Source organism: Dactylosporangium sucinum (assembly GCF_014647515.1).
Taxonomy (GTDB): Bacteria; Actinomycetota; Actinomycetes; order Mycobacteriales; family Micromonosporaceae; genus Dactylosporangium; species Dactylosporangium sucinum.
In genome coordinates, this window is record NZ_BMPI01000027.1 from 63703 (window position 1) to 89033 (window position 25331).

The window sequence follows — 25331 nt, forward strand, 5'->3', positions numbered from 1 at the left end:
GCTTTTGGGTGCGGGGAACCGTGCCACCGGCTCTCGCGGGTGGCGTGACGGGGTGTGTCGGGTCTGGTCGGGCGGTTGGTCAGGCGGTTTGGTCAGGCGGTGGTCAGGCGCTCGACGCCGGCGCCGGACTCGATGAGCTGGCTGATCGGGAGCGTGGCCGCGCCGAGGACGGCGGCCTCGGGACCGAGCTGGGAGCGGACGAGGACGACCTCGCCGCCCGGCTGGTCGAGGGCGAACGCGCGCACGGCCGCCTGCAGGTCGCCCAGCAGCTCGGCGGCGATCCGGTCGCCGAACCAGCCGCCGACGATGATCTTCTCGGGGTTGTACAGGTTGACGAGGTTCGACAGGGCGAGCCCGAGGTGGCGCACCAGGCCGTCGATCGCCCGCTGCGCGGCGGGATCGCCGTCGCGCCAGGCGGTGAGGACCGCGTCGACGCCCTCGGTCTCCCGGCCGAGCCAGGTCTCGTCGGGGCCGCGCCACTGGCTCAGGACCGCGGACGCGCCGACGAACGTCTCGACGCACCCGGCCCGGCCGCACCGGCAGTGCGGGCCGTCCAGGCTGATCTTCGTGTGGCCCCACTCGCCGGCGCTGCTGGACGAGCCGCGGTAGAGCCGGCCGTCGGTGATGATGCCGGCCCCGGCGCCCTCGCCGATGAGCACCATGACCGCGTGGTCCGTGTCGCGCGCCGCGCCGAACCAGGCCTCGGCCTGCGTGGTCGACTTGGCGCCGTTGTCGATGTACGCCGGGATGCCGAGGTGGTCGCCGAACCCGGAGAAGTCGACGCCGTGCCAGCCGACGACCTCGGCGTGCACGACCTGCCGGTCCTCCTCGACGATGCCGGGCACGCCCAGCCCGAGGCCGACCACCCGTGCGGCGTCGACGCCCAGCTCGGCCAGCATCGAGGTGACCTGGTCGGCGATGGCGGTGCGGGCCTCGCCGACCTCGATGCGGCGGCCCTTGAAGGGGTACACGCGGCCGGCGAGGCGGTTGAGGCCGAGGTCGAGGACGTCGACCCCGATCTGCGTCTCGCCGACGTCGGCGCCGATGACGAGCGCGGCGTCGTGGGCGACGCTGACGATTGCCCGCCGCCGCCCGCCGTCGGAGTCGAGGAAGCCCTCCTCGCGCACGGTGCCCTCGGCGAGGAGCTCGTTCATCACGTTGGTCACGGTGGCGGCGGACAGCCCGGTCGCCGCGCCCACCTCACTGCGCGAGGTGGGGCCGTTCAGCCAGACGTGCCGCAGGATCAGCGCCCGGTTGCGCCGCCGCACGTCCCTGACCGAAGCCTTCTTCGCCACCGGCCGCCTCCAATCCTTGGTTCAATGATTGTTTTTTAGTCGAAAAAAAGTCCCGGCGCAAGCGTCCCCAACCATCGGCCCGGTTTGCCGCCTTGCGGACCAACACGCGCGACCTTGGACTTGTGGTCCCGAATTTGTCCCCCTTGTCGGACATTTCCGGGACCACAAACTCCAAGATCGGCGCGGTGGGGCGCTGCGCGACGGAGTCAGGCGGGCGACGGCCCGGGCGACGCCGCCCCCGGGAGGGTCACCGTGACGTGCAGGCCGCCCTCCGGGATCGGGGCGGCGACCACCGTGCCGCCGTGGACCTGGGCGATCGACGCGACGATCGCCAGGCCCAGCCCGAAGCCGTCGGTGCCCATGCGGTCGTGCAGGCGGCGGAACGGCTGGAAGAGCGCGCCGACCGCCTCGGCGGCCACCACCGGTCCGTGGTTCGACACCTCCAGGCGGACGTGGCCGTCGGCCACCGAGGTCGCCAGGCGCACCTCGCCGCCCGCGACGTTGTACCGCACCGCGTTGTCCACCAGGTTCGCGGTCAGGCGCTCCAGGAGCACCGGGTCGCCCGTCGTCGGGGCCGGGTCCAGCGACACGCGGGCCCGGCGGTCGCGCAGGTCGGTGCCGTCCAGGACGTCCTCGGCGACCGTCGCCAGGTCGGTCGGCTCGCTCACGACCAGGCCGCGGTCGTTGCGGGCCAGGGTCAGCAGCGCCTCGATGAGCGTCTGCGCCTGGTCGACCGCCGTGCGGACGTCGCGGGCCATCCGCAGCAGCTCGGCCTCGGTCGCGTGCGGCTTGGCGAGGACCACGTCGACGCTGGCGCGCATGACGGTCAGCGGGGTGCGCAGCTCGTGGCTGGCGTTGGCGATGAACTGCCGCTGCCCGTCGAACGAGCGCTGCAGCCGGTCGAGCATCCGGTCGAACGTGTCGGCCAGCTCGCGCAGCTCGTCGCGCGGGCCACCGAGGGCCACCCGGGCCGACAGGTTGTGCTCCGAGGCGGCCCGCGCGGCGGCGGTGAGGCGGTGCACGGGGCGCAGGACCCGGCCGGCGACGAACCAGCCGGCCACGGCCGCGAGCAGGGTCGTCGCGCCGAGGCTCAGGCCCGACTGCCACAGCAGCGAGTCGAGGGTCGCGTCCCGCTGGGTCCGGGCGCCGACGATGATCCCCTCCTCGTACGCCTTCTGGCACTTGACCCGCTGGTTGTAGTCGGCGGCCGGCTCGCCGTTGAGGATCCGCTTGCACGCCTCGATGAACTCGGCGGGCGGCACGTCCCGCCTGCCGTCGACCGGGGTGCTCACCCGGCCGTTGTCGCCGGCGGCCAGGTCGTCGATCCCGGGCAGGTTGGCCGCGAGCAGGCCGTAGGTGATCGCGATGAGCGCGGTGCCGCAGGCCGCGAACAGCACCGTGTACAGCAGCGTGAGCCGCACCCGCACGGTGAACCGGGGGCGCCTCACAGCCGGTAGCCCTTGCCGACGACGGTCTCGATGAGCGGCGGCGCGCCCAGCTTGCGCCGCAGCCGGGCCAGGGTGACCGAGACGACGTTGCTGAACGGGTCGGCGTTGGCGTCCCAGACGTGTTCGAGGAGGTCCTCGGCGCTCACCACGGCTCCGTCGGCGGCGACGAGCATCTCCAGCACGCCGAACTCCTTGCGGGTCAGCGACAGCGGCTGGCCCGCCCGGCTGGCCCGGTGCCGGGCCCGGTCGACGGTGAGGTCCCCGCGGTGCACGACCGGCGGCGCGGACGGCGCGCGGCGAGCGAGGGCCCGCACCCGGGCGACCAGCTCGTGGAACGCGAACGGCTTGCCGAGGTAGTCGTCGGCGCCGAGCTCCAGCCCGTCGACCCGGTCGTCGACCCCGGCCGCGGCGGTCAGCATGAGGATGCGCGCGCCGTCGCCGGCGGCGAGCGACCGGCACACCTGGTCGCCGTGGACGACCGGCAGGTCCCGGTCGAGCACGACGACGTCGTACTCGGTCTCGGCGGCCCGGGCGAGCGCCGCCGCGCCGTCGTGCACCACGTCGACCGCCAGGCCGGCGTCACGCAGCCCCTCGCCGATCCGCTCGGCCAGCGTCGCGTGGTCCTCGACCACCAGCACCCGCATGCCGACATTGTGCGCCACCCGAGATGACATCGGTCCGACACGAGCGGTAGCGCCCGTGTCACCGGCCCGCGCGTACACCTGAGGGTCATGAGAATCGGACTGCTCACCGCGGCGGCCCTGGCCGCCGCGGTCGCCGCGGCGCTGACCGCGTGCAGCGGCAGCGAACCGCCAGGCGTGCCGACCCTCGGCGCGACCGGCCAGTCGTCGCCACCGCCGGCCACCGGCGGCTGCCTGAACGCGGCGGACGGCCTGAACCTGATGACCGGCGGCGACCACAAGACCGAGGGCGGAGGCGGCGGAGGCGAGGAGCTGGGCTACCAGCCGACCTGCGCCGGGACGACCGGCGACGCGCGCAAGAACGCGCTGCACGCCGCGGCCGAGTGCATCCGGCAGCACGGCATCCCGACGTACAAGGACCCGGTGCTGACCGAGGACGGCCACGTGTACACCGACGCGCGCAGCCTCCACGAGGCCGACGAGAACACCATCCGGGCCGCGGCGGACGCCTGCCACGACCTCATCGTCACCGCGCAGCTCGTGCCCGACGGGCAGGCCCCGGCGCCGCCGAAGCTGGTCGAGGCCGGGGTGAAGTCCGCCCGGTGCATGCGGGCCAACGGCCTGCCCAACTTCCGCGACCCGACCGCCAACGACCTGTTCACGCCCGGCCACGGGTTCGGGATGCACCCCGAGGACCTGCCCGGCGACAAGGACGACCCGACGGTCAAGCACGCGATGGAGACGTGCCGGCCGCTCCTCGACGACGAGGCCCGGGTCTCCAGCCTGGGGAGCCTGGCGGCATGAGGCGGCGGACGCTCATCGCGGCCACCGCCACGGCGGCGGTCGCCGCGACCGGGGGCTGGCTCACGTGGCGCCTGCCCGGCGCGCCGGTCCCGGCCGCCGCCGAGGTGCCGACCACGACCGCGAAGGTGACCCGGACCGACCTGTCCACCAGCAGCCAGGTGTCGGGCGCGCTGGGGTACCTCGGCGACTACAGCGTCGTCTCCCAGGGCGCCGGCGGCACGCTCACCGCGCTGCCCGAGCCGGGGAAGGTGATCGGCCGCAACGAGCCGGTGTACGAGGTGGACAACCGGCCGGTGCGGCTCTTCTACGCCGGCCGCCCGGCGTTCCGCCCGTTCGAGGCCGGGATGACCTCCGGGCTCGACGTGCGGGCGCTGGAGGAGAACCTCGCGGCCCTGGGTCACCTGGCGTCGGCCGACAACCGGTTCACGGCGGCGACCGCCACCGCGATCCGGCGCTGGCAGCGGGCGACCGGGCAGGCCGTCACCGGCCGGGTCGAGCTCGGCGCGGTGACGTTCCAGCCGGGCCCGATCCGGGTCACGGCCGTCGCCGCCAAGCTCGGCACCCCGGCCGGCGGCGGGGAGCCCCTGCTCACCGCGACGTCGACGACGGCCGTCGTCACGATCACCGTGCCGGCCGGGCAGACGTACCTCGTGCGCGCCGGCGACCGGGTGACCGTGACGCTGCCCGACCGCCGGAAGGTGCCGGGCAAGGTCGCCTACCTCTCCCCCGTCGCCGACCAGCCGCAGCAGCAACAGGATCCCGGCCGCAGCCAGGTGACCGTGCCCGGCATCGTCACCCTCGACGACCCGCAGGTCGGCGCCGGCCTCGACCGCGCGCCGGTGCAGGTCAGCATCACCGACGAGACCGTCACCGGCGTGCTCGCGGTGCCGGTCACGGCGCTGGTCGCGCTGGCCGGCGGCGGCTACGGCGTCTACAAGCGGTCCGGCGCCACCCGCACCCTGGTCGCGGTCACCCCCGGGCTGTTCTCCGCGACGCTGGTCGAGGTCCGCGGCGGCGACCTGCGGGAGGGCGACGACGTGGAGGTGCCGTCGTCATGACCGCCGCCCTCGAACTGCGCGGCGTCGGCAAGACGTACCCGCCGCCGACCGCCGTCACCGCACTGTCCGATGTGGACCTCACCGTCGAGCCCGGCGAGACGGTGGCGATCACCGGCGCGTCCGGGGCCGGCAAGACGACGCTGCTGAGCATCCTCGGCACCCTCGAACGGCCCACCGCCGGCACGGTCCGCGTCGCCGGCACCGACACCTCGGCCATGTCCGACCCGCAGCTGTCCGCCGTCCGGGCGTGGCGCATCGGGTTCGTCTTCCAGCAGTTCTTCCTACTCGACCACCTCACGGTGCTCGACAACGTGGCGACCGGCCTCGTGTACCGCGGCATGCCCGCCGGCACGCGCCGGGAGCACGCGGCCCGCGCGCTGGAGCGGGTCGGGCTCGCCGACCGGGTGCGGCACCGGCCGGCCCAGCTGTCCGGCGGCGAGCGGCAGCGGGTGGCGATCGCCCGCGCCGTCGCCGGCCGCCCGGCGGTCCTGCTCGCCGACGAGCCGACCGGCAACCTCGACACCGCCAACGGCCGCCAGATCGTGCGGCTCCTGGCCACGCTGCGCGACACCGGCGAGGACACCACGGTCGTGCTCATCACCCACAACGCCGACGTCGCCGCGGCGATGGACCGGCAGATCCGGCTGGAGGACGGGCGGATCGTCCACGACTCGGGAGTCGCCGCATGAGCCTGCGCAGCCGCCTCCGACCGGCCGACGCGATATCCATCGGTACCGCCGGAATCCGCGCCCGGCGGATGCGCTCGACCCTGTCGGCCCTCGGGATCGCCATCGCCATCGCCGCGCTCGTCGCCGTCCAGGGCGTGGCCGAGTCCTCGAAGCGCCAGCTGCTCGACGAGCTCGGCCGGCAGGGCAACCTGCTCACCGTCGCGACCGGGCAGACCTTCGACGGCCGGCCCACGCCCCTGCCCCTGACGGCGCAGGCGATGATCGCGCGCATCCCGCCGGTGCTGTCGACCACGGCGGTCGGCGACATCGACGGCGCCACGGTCCGGCGCACCGACCGCATCCCGCCGCAGAACACCAACGGCATCACCGTCCTGGCGGCGCAGCCCTCGCTGCCGGCCACGCTCTCGGCGCGGATGGTGCGCGGCACGTACCTCGACCAGGTCGCCGAGCAGTACCCGGAGACCGTCCTCGGCAACGCGGCGGCGCGCAGCCTCGGCATCGACCGGCTGGACGGGCGGACCCAGGTCTTCATCGCCGGCCGGTACTTCACCGTCGTCGGCATCCTCGACCAGGTCGGCGTCGCGCCGGAGCTCGACACCGCGGCCCTGATCAGCTTCGGCGTCGCCGACCGCTTGTTCGGCCTGGGCGGCGTGCCCACCCGCATCTACCTGCGGGTACACCCCGACCAGGTGGCGGCGGTCGCGGCGGTGCTCGGCCCGACCGCATCGCCGGAGAACCCGCGCGACGTGCAGGTCCAGCGCCCCTCCGACGTCCTGCTGGCCCGCCTGCAGGCGAAGGACGCGTTCGTCGGCCTGTTCCTCGCCCTGGGCGCGATCGCGCTGCTCGTCGCCGGCGTCGGCATCGCGAACATCATGGTGATCTCGGTGCTCGAACGCCGCGCCGAGATCGGCCTGCGCCGCGCCCTCGGCGCCCGCCGGCGGGACGTGGCCGCCCAGTTCCTGCTCGAGTCGTCGCTGCTTGCGGTCGTCGGCGGCGTCGCCGGGGTCGCCCTGGGCTGCCTGGCGACGGCGGTCGCGGCCCGGCTGGCCGGCAACCCGGTGGCGATCCCGCCGGAGACGGTGGCGGCCGGCCTGGCCGCGGCGCTGCTGGTGGGCACGCTCGCCGGGCTGTACCCGGCCGCCCGCGCCTCCCGCCTCCCCCCGGCCGACGCCCTACGCACCCTGTAGGCCCCCGCCGGCGGATCGGATCGGAGCCGACAGGCGAGCCGAACCGCGTCAGGGGGAGGACAGGGCCTCTGTCGGGGGCAGGCGGGCCGCCCGGACCGCCGGATAGAGGCCCGCTACGCCGCCGATGAGCACCGTGGCGGCGAGTGCGCCGGCCGTCGCCCATCCCGGGACGACGGCCGGCCAGCGTTGGTAGGTGGCGTACGAGGCCGTCACGGCCACGCCGAGCAGGACGCCGCCCAGGCCGCCGAGTGCCGACAGCAGCAGCGACTCGGTGAGGAACTGCAGGCGGACCTGGCCGCGGGTGGCGCCCAGCGCCCGGCGCAGGCCGATCTCCGAGCGGCGTTCCAGCACCGAGATGACCATCGTGTTGGCCACGCCGACGCCGCCGACGAGCAGGGCGACCGCGCCGAGGCCGAGCAGCAGGGCGTTGAGGGTTTCGCCCGCCGCGCGGCGGGCGGCGAGGAGGTCCGAGGGCTTGGAGACGGCGACGGCGCCCGGCGCGACCGGGTTGGCCGTGGCGGCGAGGACCGCGCGGACGGACTCGACCTGCGGGTCGGCGCACCTGAGGTACACCATGGTCGCGTACCCGTCGAAGCCCAGTGCCTCGGCGGCGACGTCCCAGCCCACGAGGACGGCGGCGTCCAGCTCGGGGGCGAGCGGGACCGGGTCGAGGACGCCGACGACCGTGAAGCGCTGCGCGCCGACGAGCAGCGAGGTGAGCGGGCTCGGGCGGCCGACGCCGAGCCGGTCGGCGGCGGACGCGCCGAGGACGGCGGCCGGGTACCGGGCGGTCGCGCCGTTGAGCCAGGTGCCCTCGCGCACCGTCGCGCCCACGGTCTGCGGCAGGCCCAGCCGGGCGGCGAGCACGACCAGGCCGTTGGTCTCGGCCTTCGGGATGCGGTCGCTGCGGTACACGCGGGCACCCTCGACCTTGCCGGTGGCCGCGACCGTGGTCACCGGGCCGATCCGGCCGATCATCGGCTCCGCCTCGGCCGGCAGCGTGGCCCGCCGGCCGAGCAGCGTCTGCCCGGGCGCGACGGTGAGCAGGTTGGTGCCGAGCGCGGCGAGGCGCCGGTCGAGCTGCTCCTGCGACGAGGACGAGATGCCGACGACGGCGACCATCGCGGCGATGCCGATGGCGATGCCGAGCGCGGAGAGCAGCGCGCGGGCGGGCCGGGTGCGCAGGCCGGCGCCGCCGACGCGGACGACGTCGGCGGGTGCGAGCCGGGCCGGGGACAGGCGGGTCATGCCGCACCCACCAGGCGGCCGTCGTGCAGGCGGACCTGCCGGTCCAGGCCGGCGGCGAGGTCCCGGTCGTGCGTGATGACCACGACCGTGGTGCCGCCGGCGTGCAGCTCGCGCAGCACGGCGAGGACGCCCTGCCCGGCGGCCGAGTCGAGGTTGCCGGTCGGCTCGTCGGCGAGCAGCAGGGCCGGCTCGCCGACGACGGCGCGGGCGATGGCCACGCGCTGGCGTTCGCCGCCGGAGAGCCGGTGCGGCTCGTGGCCGAGGCGGTGCCCGAGCCCGACCCGCTCGAGCGCGGCCACGGCCCGCTCGCGGCGCCGCCGCCGCGGCACCCCGGCGTAGAGCAGCCCGTCGGCGACGTTGTCCAGGGCGGGCACGCCGGCGGCGAGGTGGAACTGCTGGAACACGAACCCGATCCGGGTCGCCCGCAGCGCCGACAGCTGCCGGTCGGTGAGCGTGGACAGGTCGTGGCCGGCGATGCGGACCCGCCCGCTGGTCGGCCGGTCGAGCGCGCCCAGCATGTGCAGCATCGTCGACTTGCCGGACCCGGACGGCCCGACGACGCCGACGAGCTCGCCCGCGGCGACGGCGAGCGTGACGCCGGCGAGGGCGTGGACGCCTCCGGGGTACACCTTGGAAACCTCGGTCAGCTCGATCATGCCGGCATCCCCACGGTCAGGCCCTCGCGCAGGCCGTCGCCGGTGACCTCGACCCGGCCGCCGGCGAACAGCCCCGGCTCGACGCGGACGTAGTGCGTGGTCGCGCCGTCGACGACCTCGACGCCGTAGCCGCCCTCGGCGAGCGCCACGAGCGCCGCGACCGGCACCGTGAGCACGTCCCTGCGGTCGGCCGCGGTGAACACGACGGTGACCACGGCGGCCTCCAGGCCCGCGGCCGTCGCCGGGTCGGCGAGCGCGACGACGGTCTCGATCCGGGTCTCCGGCGGCGCGTCCGGGCCGGACGGCTGCTCGACGACGGTCGACACGCGCTCGACCCGGCCGGCGACGGCGCGGCCGTCGGGCAGCCGCACGCCCACCGCGACGCCGGCCCGGGCGAGCCGCTGCTTCGACACGTCGAGCAGCACGACGATGCGCCGGTCGGTTCCGGTGTACCGCAGGACCTCGTCGCCGCCGCCCGTGGAGCGGTTCACCCCGGCCGTCAGGGCGGCGACGCGGATCTCGCCGGGCGCGAACAGCACCCGGCCCAGCTCGACCACCCCGGTCTGCGGCAGGCCGAGGTCCCGCTGCCAGCGGCGCACGGCGGCGGCGGTGCTCGCCGAGTACCGCGCGTCGGGCGTGAACCCGCCGTGGCCGAGCGCGGCGAGGTTGCTCTCCAGCTGGCGCACGTCGGCGCCGGTGACGCCCGGGGCGAGCGGGCGGTAGGCGGCGACGTCGCCGTAGAGCAGGACGACGGGCGTGTCGTCGACCCGGTACACCGCCTGGCCCCGGGTGACGCGGTCGCCGGCGAGCGGCATCCGGGTGACGACGCCGGCGATCCGGCCGGCGAGGCTGGTCTCCGTGCCGTACCCGAGGTTGCCCGCCTGCTCGTAGGTGTCGACGATGGTCTGCCGGGTCACCTCGGCGGTGGCCGGCGGCCGGCGGGCGCCCGGCGGCGCTCCGGCGTCGCCCCGGAGCCTGAGGCCGCTCGCGGCCGCGGCGGCGGCCCCCGCCGTGAGCACGCCCATCGCCCACAGCGCGGCCCTGCGCCTCACCGCGACGGGGCGGGTGACCGGCCGCCATGCCGGATGCACGCCGCCGCGGCCTCGTCGTACTGCGGGTCGAGCCGCACCGACTCCGGCACGTCCCGGTGCAGGTCGGCCTCCGGGTCGGGGAAGTCCTCGACGCCGTGGGCGCGCATGCAGCGCGACTCCTCCCGCGCGGCCTCCAGCTTCAGGTTCAGGTCCTCGGGGCTCAGGACGCTCTCGTACTGCCGGCAGGCCGCCATGGCGGCGGCGAGCACGTCGGCGTCGATCTGGCCCTTGTCGAACCCGCCGCCGACGCGTACCCCACCGTCGGCGCCGACCACCGGGTCGGCCTCCGGCACGCCGTGCTCACGCATGCAGCGGGCGTGCCGCAGTCCCTGCTCCTGGGCGCTGAGGGTGGTCGTCGCCCGGGGCGTTGCCGAGCCGCTCACGGTCGCCACCGGGTCGCCTCCGGCCGGGGCCGTGCACCCGGCGAGCGCAGCCGCGAGCAGCAGGGCGGCGATCCGCACTTCTCTCGTCATGGAGTCCAGTGCAGCGGGGAGGGCGCAACGGTACCGTTGCCGCGTCTGTAACGCCCGTGTAACCCCTCGTCGCCGAGACTGCGACGGTGCGGGTGTTGCTCATCGAGGACGAGGCGGTGCTGGCCGAGCAGGTCGCCGAGGGCCTGCGGGACCAGGGCATGGCGGTCGACGTGGCGGCCGACGGGCTGGACGGGCTGCACAAGGCGACGGCGAACCGGTACGACGTCGTGGTGCTGGACCGGGACCTGCCGCTCCTGCACGGCGACCAGGTCTGCACCGCCCTGGCCGCGGCCGACGGCACCGCCCGGGTGCTGATGCTCACCGCGGCCGGCGAGGCGGCCGACCGGGTCGCCGGCCTGACCCTGGGCGCCGACGACTACCTGCCCAAGCCGTTCGTGTTCGCCGAGCTGGTGCTGCGGGTGCGGGCCCTGGCCCGGCGGGCGGCCGGCGCACCGCGGGTGCTGCGCCGCGCCGGCCTGACCTTCGACACCGCCCGCCGCGTCGTCACCCGCGACGGCCGCACGATCCCGCTGACCACGAAGGAGCTGGCCGTGCTGGAGATCCTCATGACCGCCGACGGCGCCGTGGTCAGCTCCGAGGACCTGCTGGAGCGGGCCTGGGACGAGCACGCCGACCCGTTCACCGCCACGGTGCGGGTGACGCTCGCCCGGCTGCGCCGCAAGCTCGGCGACCCGCCCCTGATCGAGACGGTGGTGGGAGCGGGGTACCGCCTGTGAGGCACCCGTCGATCCGCCTGCGCCTGACGGTCGTCTACGCGATCGTGCTGGTCGTCGCGTGCGCCGCGCTGCTGGCGCTGAACTACTGGCTGCTGTACCACAGCCTGTACAACAACATCCACGACCCGACCCCGGCCGAGCTGGCGAAGATGCGCAGCACCCCGCCCGACATCGCCCCCGAGCTGGGCGAGAAGCTGCGGGCCGTCGACATCGACGCGGCCCGCATCGCCGAGCGGCGCCGCGAGACGCTGCTCGGCACCGCCGGCACGTCCGCGATCGGCCTGCTCGTCACGGCCGTCGCCGGCCTCGGCATCTCGTGGATCGTCGCCGGCCGCCTGCTCCGCCCGCTGCGCACCCTGACCGCCACCACCCGCCGCATCTCCCAGGACCGCCTGGACGAGCGGATCGCGCTGACGGGCCCGCACGACGAGCTGCACGAGCTGGCCGACACGTTCGACGCGATGATCGGCCGCCTGGAGTCGGCGTTCGCCAGCCAGCGCCGCTTCGTCGCGGACGCCGCCCACGACCTGCGCACTCCCCTGGCGATCGTGCGCACGGGCCTGGAGGTCCAGCTGGCCAAGCGGCAGGCCACGGTGCCCCAGTGGGAGGAGGTGGCCCGCCGCGCGCTGACGGCGACGTCCCGCGCCGAACGGATGCTGGACGGCCTGCTGGCCCTGGCCCGCAGCGACAGCGGCGTGCTGGCGCTCGAGCCGTGCGACCTGGCGCTGGCGGCGGCCACGGCGCTGAGCGCGGTGGACGAGGAGGCCGTGGACCTGACCGTGACGAGCGACCTGCGCCCGGCCCCGGTGACGGGCGACCCGGTCCTGCTCGACCGCCTGGCCGCCAACCTGGTCGACAACGCGGTGCGGCACAACCACCCGGGCGGCCGGGTGTCGGTGTCGACCGGGCCCGCGGGACTCACGGTCCGCAACAGCGGCCCCGCCGTCCCGCCTGAGGACCTGGACCGCCTGTTCGAGCCGTTCCAGCGCCTGGCCTCGGGCCGCGCCGCCAGCCCCGCGTCGACCGGCCTGGGCCTGGCGATCGTCCGCTCCATCGTGCACGCCCACGCGGGCACCATCACGGCGACCCCGAACCCGCAAGGCGGCCTGACCGTCACCGTCGCCCTGCCTGCCCGGTGAGCGTCCGCGCGGCATCACCGCGGCCGGCGTCGGTCGTGCCGTCGCGCTGCCGGTTGACCGGTGGCCGGGCGGGGTGGCAGGTTGAGGAGATTCTGGTGCTGCGATGTGAGTTCTCGGCCGGCACGATGCGTTCGCTGCGCAAGCAGCTGCGGCGTCGTGCGCTGGACTGTGGTCTGAGCGGACGGGTGCTCGACGACTTCGTCGTCGCGGTCAACGAGATCGCCACCAACGCGGTCGTGCACGGCGGCGGGTCCGGGACGCTGTCGCTGTCGACCGGCGACGGCCAGCTCATCTGCGAGATCTCCGACAACGGGGCCGGGCTGCCGCTCGCCGCGCCGGACGGCGACGGCGGCGGCGACCTGGTGGCCGAGGCCGGCCGGGGGCTGCACCTGGCGCGCGCCCTGGCCGGCCCGATCACCGTCTCACGCGGCGCCGGGCCCGCCGTGGTCCGGCTGGTCGCCGATCTTCCGGCGCCTGGCTGACGGCGCGGATCGCGCCGCCGCGCGGCGCCGGCGACGATGGGCGGCGACGGCCAGGCCGAGGTTCAGGGCCGTGCTGACGAAGGTGAGCGCCGCGGCTGCTGCCTGCGCGTACTCGGTCCATGCGGTCATGGTTGGCAGTGCACGGCACCGGATCGCCGTTCGGCCACAGGTCCGAACGCATCCGAAGCGGGCCGGCGCCGCCGCGCTCGTGCGGCCGGCCGGGGTTCGGCGTTCGGCGAACCGCCGCCGGAGGGTCCGAACGGGTCAGCGCTCCAGGCTGCGGCTCACCGCCGCGGCGAGCCCGTCCGCGGCGAAGCTGTGCGGATTGGCGGCGGCGTGCCGGACCGCCGACGCCAGGCTCCCGGGCGGGCCGTGCGCGACGACGAGCGCGCTGGCGCCGGTGTCGAGCGCGGCGAGGATGATGTCGTCGCCGTCGTGCGCCGACAGGATGACGATGCCCATGGCCCGCCGCGACGCGCGCACCGCCCGGGCGAGGTCGAGGCCGCTGCCGTCGGGGAGCGCGGCGTCGAGGATCACCACGTCCGGATCGTGCTGGTCGAGCAGCGCCACCGCCGCCGCGGCGGTGTTCACGACGCCCGTCACCACGATCCGGCCGTCGGCGGCGAGGCCGGCGTGCTCCCCGTCGCGGTCGCCGACGACCACGACGGTGATCGGGGCCGCGGGGTCGGCGGGCGCGGTCCGGCGGGGGCGCCTGGTCCTCTTGCCGATCACGAGCGGTTCCGCGGCCGGTGCCGTGGCTTCCTGGCCGGGCGGGGCCGGCGACTCGGCCGCCGGCGGCGGCTCCAGCGCGTGGTCGACCGACTCGTACAGCTCGAACACGCGGTCCAGCGCCGTGATCCGGAAGATCTTGTTCAGGCGCTCGTGCGGGCACACCACCACGAGCCGCCCGCCCATCGCCCGCTGCCGGCGCAGCGCGCCGACGATGACGCCCAGGCCGGTGGAGTCGAGGAACTCGACCCGGCTCATGTCGACGATCAGCAGCCCGGTGCCCTCGTACGACACCTCGACCAGGTGCTCCCGCAGCCGCGGGGCGGTGTAGACGTCGACCTCGCCGCCCACCATGACGACGGCGTGGCCGTCCCCACGTCGGGTGGTGAGCGACAACTCCATCGGTTGGACTCCGGTGTGTCAGGCTGGCCGGCCTCTGCGCAGGGTAGCCGCAATGCTACGGGCGCGCTATGGAGCCGTCGGCGTTCAGGCCGAGGCGTTTGACCCACGTCGCCTCGTCGGAACGTCCGAGCGCGGTGAGCAGGGTGGGCAGCAGGTCGGCGGCGTGCTGGTCCCCCGCGTTGATCCGGGTGACCAGGGCACCGGCGTCCGCCCGCTCGACGAGGAGCTCGGCCAGGTGCCACGCCGCCGACCGGTCGCCGCCGTCGGCCCGGCGGGTGAGCTCGTCCACGGCGCCGCGCCCGGCGAGCAGCTCGGCCAGCTGCCAGGCCGAGGGCGGGTCACCGGCGTCCGCCCGCTCGCGGAGCAGCTCCTCGGCCTCGCGCTGTTCGCCGTGCCGGGCCATGAGGTCGGCCAGCTTCCCCGCCGCCGTGCCGTCGCCGCCGCGCATCAGGCCCTGCAGGACCGCCGCGGCGGCGGCCACGTCGCCGGCGTGGCGCTCCAGGAGCTCCGCCAGCCGGTACGCGGCCACCGCGTTGCCCGCCTCGGCCCGGCGCCGCAGGAGCTGCGCCGCCTCGTCGAGCCGGCCGTCGCTCCGGAGCAGGTCGGCGAGGCGCCACGCGGCGTCGTCGTCGCCGCCGTCCGAGCGCGCCCGCAGCTCGTCGACGTCGCCCCGGTCGGCGAGCACGCCCGCGAGCCGCCACGGGGCCGACCAGTCGCCGTTGCCGGCCTGCTCCTCCAGCAGGGCGATCGCCTCGTCGTCCTCGTCGTTGCGCACCAGCAGGTCGGCCAGGCGCGACGCGGCGTCGCTGTCCTCGGGCAGCCCCTCGAGGATCTCGATCGCCCAGCCGGTGTCGCCGCGTTCGGCCAGCAGGTCGGCCAGGCGGACCGCCGACGGCACGTGGCCCGGGCGCGTCGACATGAACGTCCGCATGACCAGGACGGCCCGGTCGACCGCACCGGCGTCGACGAGGTGGTCGGCGAGCCGGGACATGGCCGCCCAGTCACCGGCGAGCGCGCGGCTCGTGAGCGTGCCGACGTCGTCGCGCCGGACCAGCACCCCGGCGAGCCGCCGGGCCGCCGGCTCGTCACCGCCGTCGGCCCGCCGCGTGAGCTCCTCGATCCGGTCGTGCTCGACGAGCAGCTCGGCCAGGCGCCGGCCGGCCTCGTCGTCGCCGCCGTCGGCGAGCGCGCCGAGCTCGTCGAACTCGCCCCGCAGGGCCAGCAGGGCCGCCCGGCGCAGGGCGTCGGCCGGCGTGATCGGCGAGATCCGGCGGTACAGGTCGACGGCGTAGCGGTACCGCAGGGTGCGCTCCGCGCCGCGGGCCAGGCGGCCGAGGTCCTCGACGTCACCGACATGCTCGACCGCGGCCTGCCAGGCGGAGTCGGGGACCGGCTCGGCGTGCCGTGCCCCGCCGGCCTGCTGCTGGAGGAAGTCGGCCACGGTGTACCCGTCGACCTCGCCCATGTCGACCGCCTCGGGCCGCAGCGCGGCGGCGGCGCCGAGCATGGACTTCGTGGCGTACGCCAGGGCGGTGTCGAACCAGTCCGGCTTCGCCGCCGCCCGCTCCCGCGTGGAGCAGTAGCCCCGGGCCGCCGCCCGCAGGCAGGTGGCCGAGATCGGGTGCAGCACGCCGAGCCGGGTGAGGTCCACGGCCGCGGCGATGACCGCTCGCGCGTAGGGGTCGGCGTTCTGCCAGTGGCGCAGCAGGTGCGGCCCCGCGGCGAGGGTCTGGGTCAGCCCGTACTCGCCGGACGCGAGCGCGGCGCGGACCCGGGGGTCGGCCTCGGCGACGCGCCGGGCCCGGTCGAGCTCGGCGTCGCTGAGTCGCGGCTCGACGACGATGACGTTGGCGAGGTCGACCAGGGTGCGCGGCTTGGCGTGGGCGCCGTAGGGCACCTGGAAGGAGGTGTACTCGGCGTACTGCTCGGGCCACAGGGTGCCGACGATCATCACCGGTGCCGGGGCCCGCAGCAGCTGGCGCACGGTGCCGTCGTCGAGCGGCGGGTCGCCGCTGACGTACCGGTGCAGCTCGTCGAGCCACACGACCGAGTTGGCGACGGGGTGCTCCGCGAAGGCGGCGACGTCCTCGGACCGGTCGGGATGCACGAGCCACCACTCGGGCAGCATCCGCCGGATCGCCTCGAAGGCGCTGCGGGTCTTGCCGGTGGAGGAGTGGCCGACGAGGAGGATGAACGTGCCGGCCCGCGCGCCCTTCTCCACCGCCCGCTGCAGCCCGTTCCAGCCCTGGTCGAGGTCCCGTTCGATGTACGCCGGGTCGTCGGCGTCGGTGTCGCCGACCCGGATGGCGGCGTGGACGCCCAGGTGGCGCGGGTTGGCGTCGCGCACGCGGACCGCGTTGGCCGGCACGCGCCGGTCGTCGGCGCGGATCCGGTGGAGGAGGTCGAGCCACCCCGGCAGCTCGGCGGCGGGCACCCGGCACGCGACCAGGAAGGTCCGCAGCGTCTCCTCGGTCGGCAGGCTCTTGCCGCCGAGCATCTCGCTCACCGTGCCCTTCGGCAGCCGCTTGCCGGAGTTGGCGTCGAGCTGCGCGTAGGTCAGGCCGGCGGCGCGGCGCAGCTCGTCGAGGCGGGCGGCGAACTCCGCCCGGTTCGTCACGCTCGTCACGTCCATGCAACGCTCCCGATGTCGTCCTTGGCGAGACTAACGTCGGTCGCTGTCCGGCGCCTCCAGGAGCCCGAGGCGCAGGGCCGTCATCAGCGCCTGCGCCCGGTTGGCCGCCCCGAGCTTGTCGTACAGCCGGCCGATGTGCGTCTTCGCCGTCGATTCGGCGGTCCCGAGCCGCGCGGCGATCCCGGCGACGCTCAGCCCCTCGGCCAGCATGTGCAGCACCTGCCGTTCGCGGGGCGACAGCTGCGGGCCCTCAGGGGCGAGCCGCCGCCGCATCGCCTCGGCGAGGTTCGCCGCGGTGAACGCGCTGGGCGCCGACGCCGCGTGCCGGGCCGCCGCGACCACGACGTCGGCCGGGTCGGCCTTGGACACGAACGCGGACGCGCCCGCTTCGAGCGCGCCGAAGAGCTGGTCGTCGCCGGCGTACATGCTGAGCACGACGATGGCCGTCGTCGCGCTCACGCGGCGCAGCGCCCGGGTGGCGTCGAGGCCGCTGCCGTCGGGCAGCCGGAGGTCCATGACGATGACGTCCGGCTGCAGCGCGCCGGCCTGCCGCACCGCCTCGGCCGCCGTCGCCGCCTCGCCGACGACCCGGAACTGCGCGTCCCGCTCGAACACGTGCCGGAGCCCGTAGCGGATCAGCTGATGGTCGTCGACGATGAGGACGGTCGTGCGCACCCGATGCCTCTCGGACACGGACCGCGCGGTCCGGGCGACGCGCCGCAGCGCGGTCCGCTTCGCCGCGGCGGGCTCCACCCGCGGAGGCGGGGGCGGCGCGACCGCGGCGGTGACGGTGTCGTGCACGGCGAAGTAGCCGTGGACACCGGTGTCGACGAGCAGCTGCCGCACCCGGGCCGACGGGCTGGCGATGGCCAGCCGCCGCCCGGGTGCCCGGATGGTCCAGCACGCCTCGACGAGCGCCGAACATCCGGCGTCGTCCATCCGCCCGATCCCGCGCACGTCGAGCACCACGGGCCCGGCCCGCTCACCGGCGGCGTCGACGAGGAGCCCCCGCACCCGGCCCGCGGAGCCGTGGTCGAGCTCGCCGGACACCGCGATGACGACGTGCCCGGCGACCACCCCGACCGACAGCTCCACCCACTCACAGTGATCGCTGCCGGGTGCGGCCGCAATCCGTGGGCGCGATCACCGTGTTTGTTGCAGGACCGGTGCCGGGGCGCTCAGCCGCCAGTTGCTCTTGCCGGTGGTCTTGACCGCGTACATGGCGGCGTCGGCGCGGCGGAGGAGGTCGGCGCGGGACGTCGGGGCGTCGCTGACGAAGGCGATGCCGATGCTCGCGCCCACCGCCGCCCGGTGGCCGTCGATCGCCACCGGGGTCGCGACGGTGCGGACCAGGCGGTCCGCCAGGGCGGCGGCGTGGGCCGCGGTGCGCTCGGTGAGCACGACGAACTCGTCGCCGCCCAGGCGGCAGACGGTGTCGCCGGCGGCCTCGCGGGTCAGGCGGGCGGCGATCTCGCACAGCAGGCGGTCGCCGACCTCGTGGCCGAGGCCGTCGTTGACCGCCTTGAAGCCGTCGAGGTCGAGGAGCAGCAGGGCGGTGTCGGCGCCCGTGGTCGTGTACCGCTCGATCGCCTCGTCGGCCCGGCGGGCGAGGTACGCCCGGTTGGCCAGGCCGGTCAGCTCGTCGTGCCAGGCCTGGTGCTGCAACCGCTCGGTGAGGCGGCGGTTCTGGGCGAGCAGGCGGCCGTTCTCCCGCAGGGCCGCCGCCTGCCGGGCCGCGACCAGGCCCACCAGGACGCCTGCCGGCCGCGTACACGAACAGCGCCCGGGCGAGGCTGACCCAGAACCGGGCGGTGGCGGGTGCCAGGCCGGGGACGCGGGCGGTGCGGTACACCACGTGCGTCAGGGCGGCGATGAGCGCGAGGTTGGCCAGCACGATGACCGGGCGGGCCGCGGCGGGCGCCAGCACCAGCGCGGCGAGCACGCCCGCACCGGCCGTGGCCACGCCGGCCGGGAGGACCGGGCGCATGCCGTTCGCGTCGTCGGCCTGTCCCACGAGCCCTGACATCGGCAGCACCGGCCGTGACCTGAACGATTGCCGGACCCTGGTCGTGCGGCGGCGCGTAACGGACCGCGGGGGTGTGCCGCCCGTTCGGTATGCGGCGTCGTCCGCAGCGCTCCATCCAGCTTCAGCCAACGGACGGGGGTGGGCCGGGGCGCTTCGAGCGTCCCGGCGCACCGCGCCTACCGGGCCAGCCGCGCCCAGTCGCGTTCCATGCCCGCCAGCGCGACCGGCAGGTCCGGGAACCGCTCCTGGTCGGCGACCGCCGCGAGGACGAGCCGGCCCGCGTACGACAGGGCCAGGACGCTGACCGCGAGGTTCCCGGCGAGCGCGCCGACCGGCACCAGGTCGAGCACGGGGGCGCCGAGCATCCGCACCGGTGCGGCCGGTCCGGGCACGTTGCTCACCACCAGGTTGACCATGCGCTGGCCGCGGCCGAGCCGGCGGGCCAGCCCGGCCCGGGCCGCGGCGACCATGCACCACTGCTGGGCCACGGGCGTCTGCCCGCGCTTGGCCCGGGCCGTCGCCGCCGCCACGGCCCGCAGCCGGGCACCCGGATCACGGTGCAGCGGCAGGCGTACCACGACGCTGCCGTTGCGGTTGCCGTGCGCCGGGTCGTCCGGGCCGCGCAGCGAGACCGTCACCGCGACCCGCAGCTGCACGCCGTCGACCGGCTCGCCCCGGGCGAGCAGCAGGTCCCGGAGCCCGCCACCGACCACGGCGAGGAGCACGTCGGTGACCGTGCCGCCGGCCGCCCGGGCGACCGCCTTCGCCCCGGCCAGGTCGAGCCGGACCACCCCGAGCCGCCGCCCGGCGCCGACCGGCCCGTTCAGCGACGTCCGCGGCGCCGCCCAGGCCTCCCGCATGGTCCGCGCCGCACCCCGCCAGAGCCGCCGCCGCCGCTGAGGCGTCCGGTGGAGGCGGTCGACGACCAGCGCGCCCCACCGCGGCGGCGCCGCCGGCACCCACGCCACCGCCGCGGACCGCGGCGGCGGGTCGAGCAGCGCGCCGAGCAGCCGGACCGCCGCGACACCGTCGCCGACCGCGTGGTGGAGCTTCACCACGACCGCGAGCCGGCGCTCGGGCAGGCCGGTGACGATCCAGAGGTACCACAGCGGCCGCGCCCGATCGAGCGGCGCCGCCATGAGCCGCTCGGCCAGGCGGAGCAGCTCGGCCTCCCCGCCGGGCGGGTCGAGCGCGGCCGTCGCGACGTGCCGCTCGACGCGGAACGCCGGGTCGTCGGCCCACACCGGGCGCCCGGCGAGCGGTCCGGGCCGGTGCACCACCTGCCGCAGCCGCGGCGCCGCGCCCAGCCCGTCGCGCAGCCGCGCGTGGACCTCGTCCAGCCGCAGCCGCCCGCCCGCGTCGAGCAGCGGCCGGCCGTCCACCACCGCGACCACCCCGACGTGCATGGGGGCGTCCGGCGTCTCGACCGCGAGGTTGGTCAGGTCGAACGCGCTGAGCCGCTCGATCACCATACGTCGACGGTGTACCGCGCAGCCCGCCCGCGGCAGGGCCCAAGGTCCCGTCGCTACCGGGCGAGGTACGCGACCATCGCCGGCCGGGGCAGGCCCGGGTTCGCGGCGGCGGCCCCGGCGACGTTCTCCCGGTGCAGGAGCCCGCGGCGGACCAGCCGGATCGCCGGCCCGGCGCCGCCGCGGGCGACCAGCGCGCGCACCTGGCCGGCGGTGAGGTCGGCACGCTCGGCGAGCTCCTCGGCGGCGGTCGCCAGCAGCGCGTCGAACAGGTCGGGGGGCAGCGCCGGATTCCGCGCCAGGCCACCCAGTACCGTAGCGTTCCGGTCGACGGACATTGAGGGGGATCCTTGGAGACGGTGAACGGGTACTTCGAGGAGTTTGCCAGCGTCTTCGCCGGCGAGGAGGCCGACCCGGACGGCGAGGAGATCGCCCACCCGGAGCGGCTGGCCCGGGAGGCGCTGGACTTCACGCTCGACAGCCTCAAGCGGGTCGACGACTACCTCGCGCACCTGTACGAGCACCGGCCGGAGCACCTGGGCCCGCCGTACGTGCTGACCGCCCTGTGGGGCGGCGCCTACGTGGGCGAGGTCATCCGCCGCAGCGCGCCGCGGCGGTACCACTGGATCGACTACGACGTGTTCGTCGATCGGTACCCCACCTCGGCGGAGCTGCTGGGCGAGCCCGACCTGGGCGTGACCGCGGTCCTGTCCCCGGGCGGGGGCGGGTTCACGCTGCCGATCAACAAGATCATCAAGTTCCTGCGCAACGGCCCGGAGGACAGCGTGTGGTTCTACGCGACGGCCGAGTGCCAGGACCGCTGACCCGCCCCGCGGCCACGGTCGCGGCTTCGGCACCGCCCGCCGCGAGCCCGTCCATGATCACGAGGGAAGCCTTCGTGATCATGGACGGGACGGCAGCGCGTCAGCCCTCGTCCGGCTCGCAGTTCATGACCACCTCGCAGTCGCAGTAACCACCGAGCTCGTCGAGCCCTTCGGCGAGCCGCTCCCACGGCACGGCGTGCTCGGCGGCCCACCGCTCGGCGAACCGCCGGGTGTGGTCGCACCCCTCGGCCGAGACGCGCTCGTCGACGAAGCCGACCAGCTCCGCGAGCCGGCCCGCGTCGAGCGGCACGACGGCCGCCCGCGCGGCGCGCTCGGCGTTCTTGTACTCGTCACGCAGGCGCTTCCGGCGCGCCCGCTCGTCGTCGGAGCCCACGCCGGCATGATGCCACGCCGGACGGGGAAGCCGCTGGTCTAGGAGTAGACCTCCATCTCGTACAGCGAGTAGCCCCACTGGCCCGACAGCGTGACGCCCTGCATGCGGACGTACCTCGCCTGGCCGCTCACCGTGAGCCTCTCCGTGCCGCCCGGTGAGTTCGTCTGGGTGTAGACGTCGCGCCACGTCGCGCCGTCCGTGGACGCCTGGAGCTTGTACGACTTCGCGTACGACGCCTCCCAGCGCAGGTCGACCTCGCGCAGGTTGACCGTCGTGCCCAGGTCGACCTGGATCCAGCTGTTCGGGTCCTGGTTGGCGCTCCACCGCGAGTTCAGGTCGCCGTCGAAGGCCTTCGCGGGGCCCTGGTCGGCGTTCGACGATGACGAGGCCGTCGCCGGCTTGCCCAGGGCCAGGTTCACCGCCGCCTGGCTGAGCGTCAGCTCGACCGTCACCGTGCGGCCGCGGGTCAGCGGCAGCACGCGGGCGATGCTCCCCAGGGGCGAGCTCTGGACCGTGACGCCGTCGGCGGTGACGGCGGTGATGCCGGAGCGCTGGATGAGGGTCAGGCTCTGGTCGATGTTCGACGTGAGCGTCACCCGGACCTTCCGGGCGTCCATGTCCCAGGTGAGGTTGTCGATGCGGAACTGACCCTTGCCGAGCATGCCGTTGATCGAGCCCTTGCGGAGGGACTTCGGCAGCGCCGGCAGCACCTCCAGGGTGCCCGGCTTGCTCGCGGCCAGCATCTCCATCATGACCGCCGGCACCGCGTTGGCGACGTCGGTGGCGAAGACGCCGTGGTTGTTGTAGTGGGACGTGGCCATGCTCGTGTAGTAGTAGTCGTCCTTCGCGAAGCGGAGCAGCTTCGCGTTGACCGAGTCGGCGTTGTTGAGGTCGGCCGCGATGAGCGCGCCGTGCAGCAGGCCGTGCCCGGCGTTCTCGTACGAGCCCGTGTCCTTCTTCTGCAGGAAGACCTGTGCCGCGGTGTACTGCGCGCGGTTGGTCTCGGGCGTGATCTCGCGGTACGGCCACACCGGCATCAGGCCGCTGGAGTGGCGGTGCTGGTAGTTGTTCTTGTTGGCGAGATCCGGCCACGCCCACTCGGCGAGGGCACCGTCATTGTTGATCAAATAGGGCGGCAGGTGGTCGAGCTTCTCCTGCCAGACGGGGATCTTGTCGGCGTCGCGGCCGAGCGCCCGGCTGGTCTGGATGAGCGTCGACAGGGCGAACCGGGCGCCCGCGATGTCGTAGACGGAGTTGACGGTCAGCGGCACCCCGCCGGGCGGCGTGTTCTCCGGCGAGATCGACCCGGCGAAGATGTAGTTGCCGTTGCCGTCCTTCTTGACCAGGAAGTCCTCGTAGAAGTCGCCCATGTCCCGGATCAGCGGGTAGTACTGGTTGGCCAGGAACGTGGTGTCGCCGGTCACCTGGTAGTACTCCCAGAACGGGTAGAGCAGCCACGACTCGCCGCCGGTCACGTACTGGTACGGGTAATCAAAATTAATGTTTGAAATGAGGCCCTCGTTGTTCGGCGTGTTGCCGCCGGTGAGCATGCCTCGCGTGCCGAGCAGCTTGCGCGCGTTGGTGCGGAAGTCGGCCTGCCACTGCTGGTTGAGCCAGAAGTACCCCTGCATCGCCTCCGGCATGTTGCCGACGTTCCCGCCGGAGATCTGCAGGTTGAGGTTGGCGTCGAGGTGGTAGTACCCGTCCCAGCCGACGTTGCTGTCCCCCGTCCAGTTGCCGAGCAGGTCGGGCGCGGCGGTCGCGTTGCTGGAGGCCAGCAGGTGGTAGCGGCCGGCGTTGAACATCCGCTCGTACAGCGCGGGGATCGGCGCCGACGCGTTCTTCTGCTCGGCCAGGAGCTGCTCGGTCGGCTTGGCGCGGTCCGCCGCGCTCGCGCCGAGGTCGAGCGTCACCCGGTTCATGATCGAGCTGTGATTGGCGACGTGGCGGTTCAGCAGCGTCTGGTAGTCGCCGCTGAGCGCGCTGAGCCGCGACTGCAGCTGCTGCCGGTTCCACTCCGTCTCGGCCGTGACGCCGCCGTTGTAGGTCCCGTCGTACCGCTGGGTCAGCGTGAGCAGCAGGACGTAGGTCGCGTTGGTGACCGACACGTCGGCGCCGTCCATCGTCTTCGTGCCGTCGGTGACGATGCGGGTGACGCCTTCGTAGCCGGCGTTGTAGGTCCCGCCGGCGTACTTCGCCCGCAGGTTCAGAAAGTTCGTGTTCGAAGCGTTCGTGTACGTGACGCCCTTGTTCAGGAGGTTCATGCCCGGGTCGATGGACAGGCCGACCTTGACGCTGAGCCGCTGCCCCGACGGCGCCGGCAGGAACTGCACGGTGGCGCCGTCGGCCCGCGACACGAACGACGTGCGCTCCCACCCGCCGGCCCCGTCGTTCCAGTTCACCTTCACCAGGCCGTTGGCGTAGTCCGTCGAGCGGCTGTAGTTGCTGACCTGTCCGGTGCCGCCGAGCTGCATCGTCATCTTGAAGCCCGGGTGCTTGCTGCCCTCACCGCCGCCCTGGTACCCCTGGACGTTGGCGGCCAGCTGGTTCGCCTGCTGGTACTGCCCGGCGATGAGCAGGTCCCGGATCCGGTTGATGTCCGTGGCGCTGACCGTGTTGAACGTCCGGTGCGGCCGGGCCTCCGACCGCGCCATGAAGAAGTCCTTGTCGTTGAACACGGTCGTCTCGCTGCGCGGGTTGCCAAACACGATGATGCCCTGCTTGCCGTTGCCGGCGAGGAGGCCGTTGGCCCAGTCGGCGTAGGTCTGCGGGTAGCTGGTCGACGGCGCGACCGTGGCCGAGCCGCCTCCGCCGCCGGTCGAGCCGGTGCCCCGCACCTCGAACTCCCACAGCGAGTACCCCCACTGCGTGTTCGGGGTGACGCCCTGCATCCGCACGTACCGCGTGGTCCGCCCGACGGTGACCGAGTCGCTGCCCCCGTCGCCGGTGGTGGTCGAGTAGACGTCCGTCCACTGTGTCCCGTTGTCGGAGACCTGGAGCTTGTAGCCGCGCGCGTACGCGGTCTCCCAGGACAGGGTCACCGACGACACGCTGGCGGCGGCGCCGAGGTCGACCTGGATCCAGGCGTTGTTGTCGTTGCTGTGGTCGCTCGACCAGCGCGTCGCCGAGTTGCCGTCGATCGCATTCGCGGCGGTCAGCGCGCCGTCCTGGTAGGACGCCGTCGCGCGGGCGCCGGCGTTGCGGGCGAGGTTGACGGGGTCGGCCGAGGCCGACGGCAGCCGCAGCGCGACCGGTGCGAGGATCAGCACCGCGAGCGCGACGCCGAGAAGTCGCCGTTTCATCGATGACCTTCCTTCACAGGGTGCTGATGCGCAGGGAGGAGATGGCGTCGTTGTTGCCGGTGCTGACGAGGTTCGGGGCGTCGGCCGTGAACGTCCAGGCGGTGCCGGCGAAGCCGGCGTCGGCGTAGGCGGTCACCGAGTAGCCGGCCGGCACCCGGATCGACGAGATGGTGTCGTTGGCGATGCCGGCGGCCTGCAGCTGGGCCAGGTCGTAGCTGCCGGGGGCGAGCGTCGCGGCCGCGCCCGCGTAGTTGGCGTCGGCGTAGAACGTCGGGCCGGTGCTCGTCGTGGCGGTACCGTAGATTTCGAACTCCCAGAGGGAATAGCCCCACTGGGTGGCGGGCGTGACACCCTGCATCCGCACGTAGCGGGCGCTCCGGCCGACGGTCACCTGGTCGGTGCCGCCGTCGCCGGTGGTGGTCGAGTAGGCGTCCGTCCACTGTGTCCCGTTGGCGGAGACCTGCACCTTGTAGCCGCGGGCGTACGCCGCCTCCCAGGCCAGGGTCACCGAGGACACGGTGTAGGCGCCGCCGAGGTCGACCTGGATCCAGGCGTTGTTGTCGTTGCTGTGGTCGCTCGACCAGCGCGTCGCCGAGTTGCCGTCG

Annotated in this window: 24 protein-coding genes and 2 pseudogenes; 8 read left to right on the plus strand and 18 right to left on the minus strand. The window is 74.8% G+C overall.

Features of this window, described 5'->3' with window-relative positions; genetic code table 11:
- Positions 1-92: 92 nt before the first annotated feature.
- From IEZ31_RS26350 to IEZ31_RS26360, 3 genes are all read right to left on the minus strand, one after another.
- Positions 93-1295: an ROK family transcriptional regulator gene (locus tag IEZ31_RS26350; RefSeq protein WP_190252662.1), complete on the minus strand. Its 1203-nt coding sequence runs from the start codon at positions 1293-1295 to the stop codon at positions 93-95.
- Between the two features lie 206 nt (positions 1296-1501).
- Positions 1502-2743 (minus strand): HAMP domain-containing sensor histidine kinase, encoded by a 1242-nt coding sequence (locus IEZ31_RS26355; RefSeq protein WP_190252663.1) that lies wholly within the window; start codon positions 2741-2743, stop codon positions 1502-1504.
- Positions 2740-3387 (minus strand): response regulator transcription factor, encoded by a 648-nt coding sequence (locus IEZ31_RS26360; protein ID WP_190252664.1) that lies wholly within the window; start codon positions 3385-3387, stop codon positions 2740-2742. Before IEZ31_RS26360 ends, IEZ31_RS26355 begins: the two co-directional genes overlap by 4 nt.
- A gap of 87 nt (positions 3388-3474) precedes the next feature.
- Here IEZ31_RS26360 and IEZ31_RS26365 point away from each other — a divergent pair, with 87 nt between their 5' ends.
- From IEZ31_RS26365 to IEZ31_RS26380, 4 genes are read left to right on the plus strand one after another with little or no spacing between them, the layout of a single operon-like run.
- Positions 3475-4188: a hypothetical protein gene (locus IEZ31_RS26365; RefSeq protein WP_190252665.1), complete on the plus strand. Its 714-nt coding sequence runs from the start codon at positions 3475-3477 to the stop codon at positions 4186-4188.
- Positions 4185-5246, plus strand: coding sequence for a peptidoglycan-binding protein (locus tag IEZ31_RS26370; RefSeq protein WP_190252666.1), 1062 nt, complete (start codon positions 4185-4187; stop codon positions 5244-5246). Before IEZ31_RS26365 ends, IEZ31_RS26370 begins: the two co-directional genes overlap by 4 nt.
- Positions 5243-5935 carry an ABC transporter ATP-binding protein gene (locus IEZ31_RS26375; RefSeq protein WP_190252667.1) on the plus strand — a complete coding sequence of 231 codons (693 nt, stop codon included), beginning with the start codon at positions 5243-5245 and terminating at the stop codon, positions 5933-5935. The genes IEZ31_RS26370 and IEZ31_RS26375 overlap by 4 nt, the downstream gene beginning before the upstream one ends.
- Positions 5932-7122 (plus strand): ABC transporter permease, encoded by a 1191-nt coding sequence (locus IEZ31_RS26380; RefSeq protein WP_190252668.1) that lies wholly within the window; start codon positions 5932-5934, stop codon positions 7120-7122. The genes IEZ31_RS26375 and IEZ31_RS26380 overlap by 4 nt, the downstream gene beginning before the upstream one ends.
- 48 nt (positions 7123-7170) lie before the next feature.
- On the opposite strand, the gene IEZ31_RS26385 is transcribed toward IEZ31_RS26380, so the two are convergent.
- The 4 genes from IEZ31_RS26385 to IEZ31_RS26400 are packed head-to-tail and all read right to left on the minus strand — an operon-like array spanning position 7171 to position 10590.
- Positions 7171-8370: an ABC transporter permease gene (locus IEZ31_RS26385; protein WP_190252669.1), complete on the minus strand. Its 1200-nt coding sequence runs from the start codon at positions 8368-8370 to the stop codon at positions 7171-7173.
- A complete protein-coding gene (locus IEZ31_RS26390) occupies positions 8367-9026 on the minus strand; it encodes an ABC transporter ATP-binding protein (RefSeq protein ID WP_190252670.1) in 660 nt (219 codons plus the stop codon). Before IEZ31_RS26390 ends, IEZ31_RS26385 begins: the two co-directional genes overlap by 4 nt.
- Entirely contained in the window at positions 9023-10078 is a 1056-nt protein-coding gene (locus tag IEZ31_RS26395; RefSeq protein ID WP_229835860.1) for a peptidoglycan-binding protein, read from the minus strand. The genes IEZ31_RS26390 and IEZ31_RS26395 overlap by 4 nt, the downstream gene beginning before the upstream one ends.
- Positions 10075-10590: a hypothetical protein gene (locus tag IEZ31_RS26400; RefSeq protein ID WP_190252671.1), complete on the minus strand. Its 516-nt coding sequence runs from the start codon at positions 10588-10590 to the stop codon at positions 10075-10077. Before IEZ31_RS26400 ends, IEZ31_RS26395 begins: the two co-directional genes overlap by 4 nt.
- An 86-nt stretch (positions 10591-10676) precedes the next feature.
- Here IEZ31_RS26400 and IEZ31_RS26405 point away from each other — a divergent pair, with 86 nt between their 5' ends.
- The 3 genes from IEZ31_RS26405 to IEZ31_RS26415 all read left to right on the plus strand — a co-directional run bounded on the left by IEZ31_RS26405 (position 10677) and on the right by IEZ31_RS26415 (position 12948).
- Positions 10677-11327, plus strand: coding sequence for a response regulator transcription factor (locus IEZ31_RS26405; RefSeq protein ID WP_190252672.1), 651 nt, complete (start codon positions 10677-10679; stop codon positions 11325-11327).
- The gene (locus tag IEZ31_RS26410) at positions 11324-12466 is read left to right on the plus strand and encodes a sensor histidine kinase (protein ID WP_190252673.1); all 1143 of its coding nucleotides are present in this window, start codon (positions 11324-11326) and stop codon (positions 12464-12466) included. The genes IEZ31_RS26405 and IEZ31_RS26410 overlap by 4 nt, the downstream gene beginning before the upstream one ends.
- A gap of 95 nt (positions 12467-12561) precedes the next feature.
- Positions 12562-12948 (plus strand): ATP-binding protein, encoded by a 387-nt coding sequence (locus tag IEZ31_RS26415; RefSeq protein ID WP_229835861.1) that lies wholly within the window; start codon positions 12562-12564, stop codon positions 12946-12948.
- A gap of 264 nt (positions 12949-13212) precedes the next feature.
- On the opposite strand, the gene IEZ31_RS56815 is transcribed toward IEZ31_RS26415, so the two are convergent.
- The 8 genes and pseudogenes from IEZ31_RS56815 to IEZ31_RS26445 form a co-directional block, all read right to left on the minus strand.
- Positions 13213-13680 carry a response regulator gene (locus IEZ31_RS56815; protein ID WP_229835869.1) on the minus strand — a complete coding sequence of 156 codons (468 nt, stop codon included), beginning with the start codon at positions 13678-13680 and terminating at the stop codon, positions 13213-13215.
- 75 nt (positions 13681-13755) lie between these two features.
- Positions 13756-14079 (minus strand): annotated as a pseudogene (locus tag IEZ31_RS56820) (STAS domain-containing protein); the annotation flags it as partial.
- Positions 14080-14134: 55 nt separating this feature from the next.
- Positions 14135-16711: a transcriptional regulator gene (locus tag IEZ31_RS26425; protein ID WP_190252675.1), complete on the minus strand. Its 2577-nt coding sequence runs from the start codon at positions 16709-16711 to the stop codon at positions 14135-14137.
- A 30-nt stretch (positions 16712-16741) separates the two neighbouring features.
- Positions 16742-17404 carry a response regulator transcription factor gene (locus IEZ31_RS56825; protein ID WP_229835870.1) on the minus strand — a complete coding sequence of 221 codons (663 nt, stop codon included), beginning with the start codon at positions 17402-17404 and terminating at the stop codon, positions 16742-16744.
- 96 nt (positions 17405-17500) lie between these two features.
- Positions 17501-17806: pseudogene (locus IEZ31_RS58250) on the minus strand (STAS domain-containing protein); the annotation flags it as partial.
- A gap of 48 nt (positions 17807-17854) precedes the next feature.
- Positions 17855-18460 (minus strand): GGDEF domain-containing protein, encoded by a 606-nt coding sequence (locus IEZ31_RS26435; protein WP_190252677.1) that lies wholly within the window; start codon positions 18458-18460, stop codon positions 17855-17857.
- 453 nt (positions 18461-18913) lie between these two features.
- On the minus strand, positions 18914-20209 hold the full coding sequence (locus IEZ31_RS26440) for a wax ester/triacylglycerol synthase domain-containing protein (RefSeq protein ID WP_190252678.1): 1296 nt from the start codon (positions 20207-20209) through the stop codon (positions 18914-18916).
- Between the two features lie 53 nt (positions 20210-20262).
- The gene (locus IEZ31_RS26445) at positions 20263-20544 is read right to left on the minus strand and encodes a hypothetical protein (protein ID WP_190252679.1); all 282 of its coding nucleotides are present in this window, start codon (positions 20542-20544) and stop codon (positions 20263-20265) included.
- Positions 20545-20556: 12 nt separating this feature from the next.
- On the opposite strand from IEZ31_RS26445, the gene IEZ31_RS26450 reads away from it, so the two are divergent.
- Positions 20557-21030 (plus strand): hypothetical protein, encoded by a 474-nt coding sequence (locus IEZ31_RS26450; protein WP_190252680.1) that lies wholly within the window; start codon positions 20557-20559, stop codon positions 21028-21030.
- A 100-nt stretch (positions 21031-21130) separates the two neighbouring features.
- Here IEZ31_RS26450 and IEZ31_RS26455 read toward each other — a convergent pair whose 3' ends face one another.
- The 3 genes from IEZ31_RS26455 to IEZ31_RS56835 form a co-directional block, all read right to left on the minus strand.
- Positions 21131-21424: a DUF2695 domain-containing protein gene (locus IEZ31_RS26455; RefSeq protein WP_190252681.1), complete on the minus strand. Its 294-nt coding sequence runs from the start codon at positions 21422-21424 to the stop codon at positions 21131-21133.
- A 38-nt stretch (positions 21425-21462) separates the two neighbouring features.
- Positions 21463-24726 carry a glycosyl hydrolase family 95 catalytic domain-containing protein gene (locus IEZ31_RS26460; protein WP_190252682.1) on the minus strand — a complete coding sequence of 1088 codons (3264 nt, stop codon included), beginning with the start codon at positions 24724-24726 and terminating at the stop codon, positions 21463-21465.
- Positions 24727-24739: 13 nt separating this feature from the next.
- Positions 24740-25331: galactose-binding domain-containing protein (locus tag IEZ31_RS56835; protein WP_229835862.1), on the minus strand; the 592-nt coding region annotated here is incomplete at its 5' end.

Excerpts from the sequence above, each read along its gene's own strand:
- IEZ31_RS26390 (WP_190252670.1), bottom strand. The coding sequence starts at position 9,026 with ATGATCGAGCTGACCGAGGTTTCCAAGGTGTACCCCGGAGGCGTCCAC.
- IEZ31_RS26400 (WP_190252671.1), bottom strand. The coding sequence starts at position 10,590 with ATGACGAGAGAAGTGCGGATCGCCGCCCTGCTGCTCGCGGCTGCGCTC.
- IEZ31_RS26375 (WP_190252667.1), top strand. The coding sequence starts at position 5,243 with ATGACCGCCGCCCTCGAACTGCGCGGCGTCGGCAAGACGTACCCGCCG.
- IEZ31_RS26370 (WP_190252666.1), top strand. The coding sequence starts at position 4,185 with ATGAGGCGGCGGACGCTCATCGCGGCCACCGCCACGGCGGCGGTCGCC.
- IEZ31_RS26360 (WP_190252664.1), bottom strand. The coding sequence starts at position 3,387 with ATGCGGGTGCTGGTGGTCGAGGACCACGCGACGCTGGCCGAGCGGATC.
- IEZ31_RS26440 (WP_190252678.1), bottom strand. The coding sequence starts at position 20,209 with ATGGTGATCGAGCGGCTCAGCGCGTTCGACCTGACCAACCTCGCGGTC.
- IEZ31_RS26460 (WP_190252682.1), bottom strand. The coding sequence starts at position 24,726 with ATGAAACGGCGACTTCTCGGCGTCGCGCTCGCGGTGCTGATCCTCGCA.
- IEZ31_RS26425 (WP_190252675.1), bottom strand. The coding sequence starts at position 16,711 with ATGGACGTGACGAGCGTGACGAACCGGGCGGAGTTCGCCGCCCGCCTC.
- IEZ31_RS26365 (WP_190252665.1), top strand. The coding sequence starts at position 3,475 with ATGAGAATCGGACTGCTCACCGCGGCGGCCCTGGCCGCCGCGGTCGCC.
- IEZ31_RS26445 (WP_190252679.1), bottom strand. The coding sequence starts at position 20,544 with ATGTCCGTCGACCGGAACGCTACGGTACTGGGTGGCCTGGCGCGGAAT.
- IEZ31_RS26380 (WP_190252668.1), top strand. The coding sequence starts at position 5,932 with ATGAGCCTGCGCAGCCGCCTCCGACCGGCCGACGCGATATCCATCGGT.
- IEZ31_RS26385 (WP_190252669.1), bottom strand. The coding sequence starts at position 8,370 with ATGACCCGCCTGTCCCCGGCCCGGCTCGCACCCGCCGACGTCGTCCGC.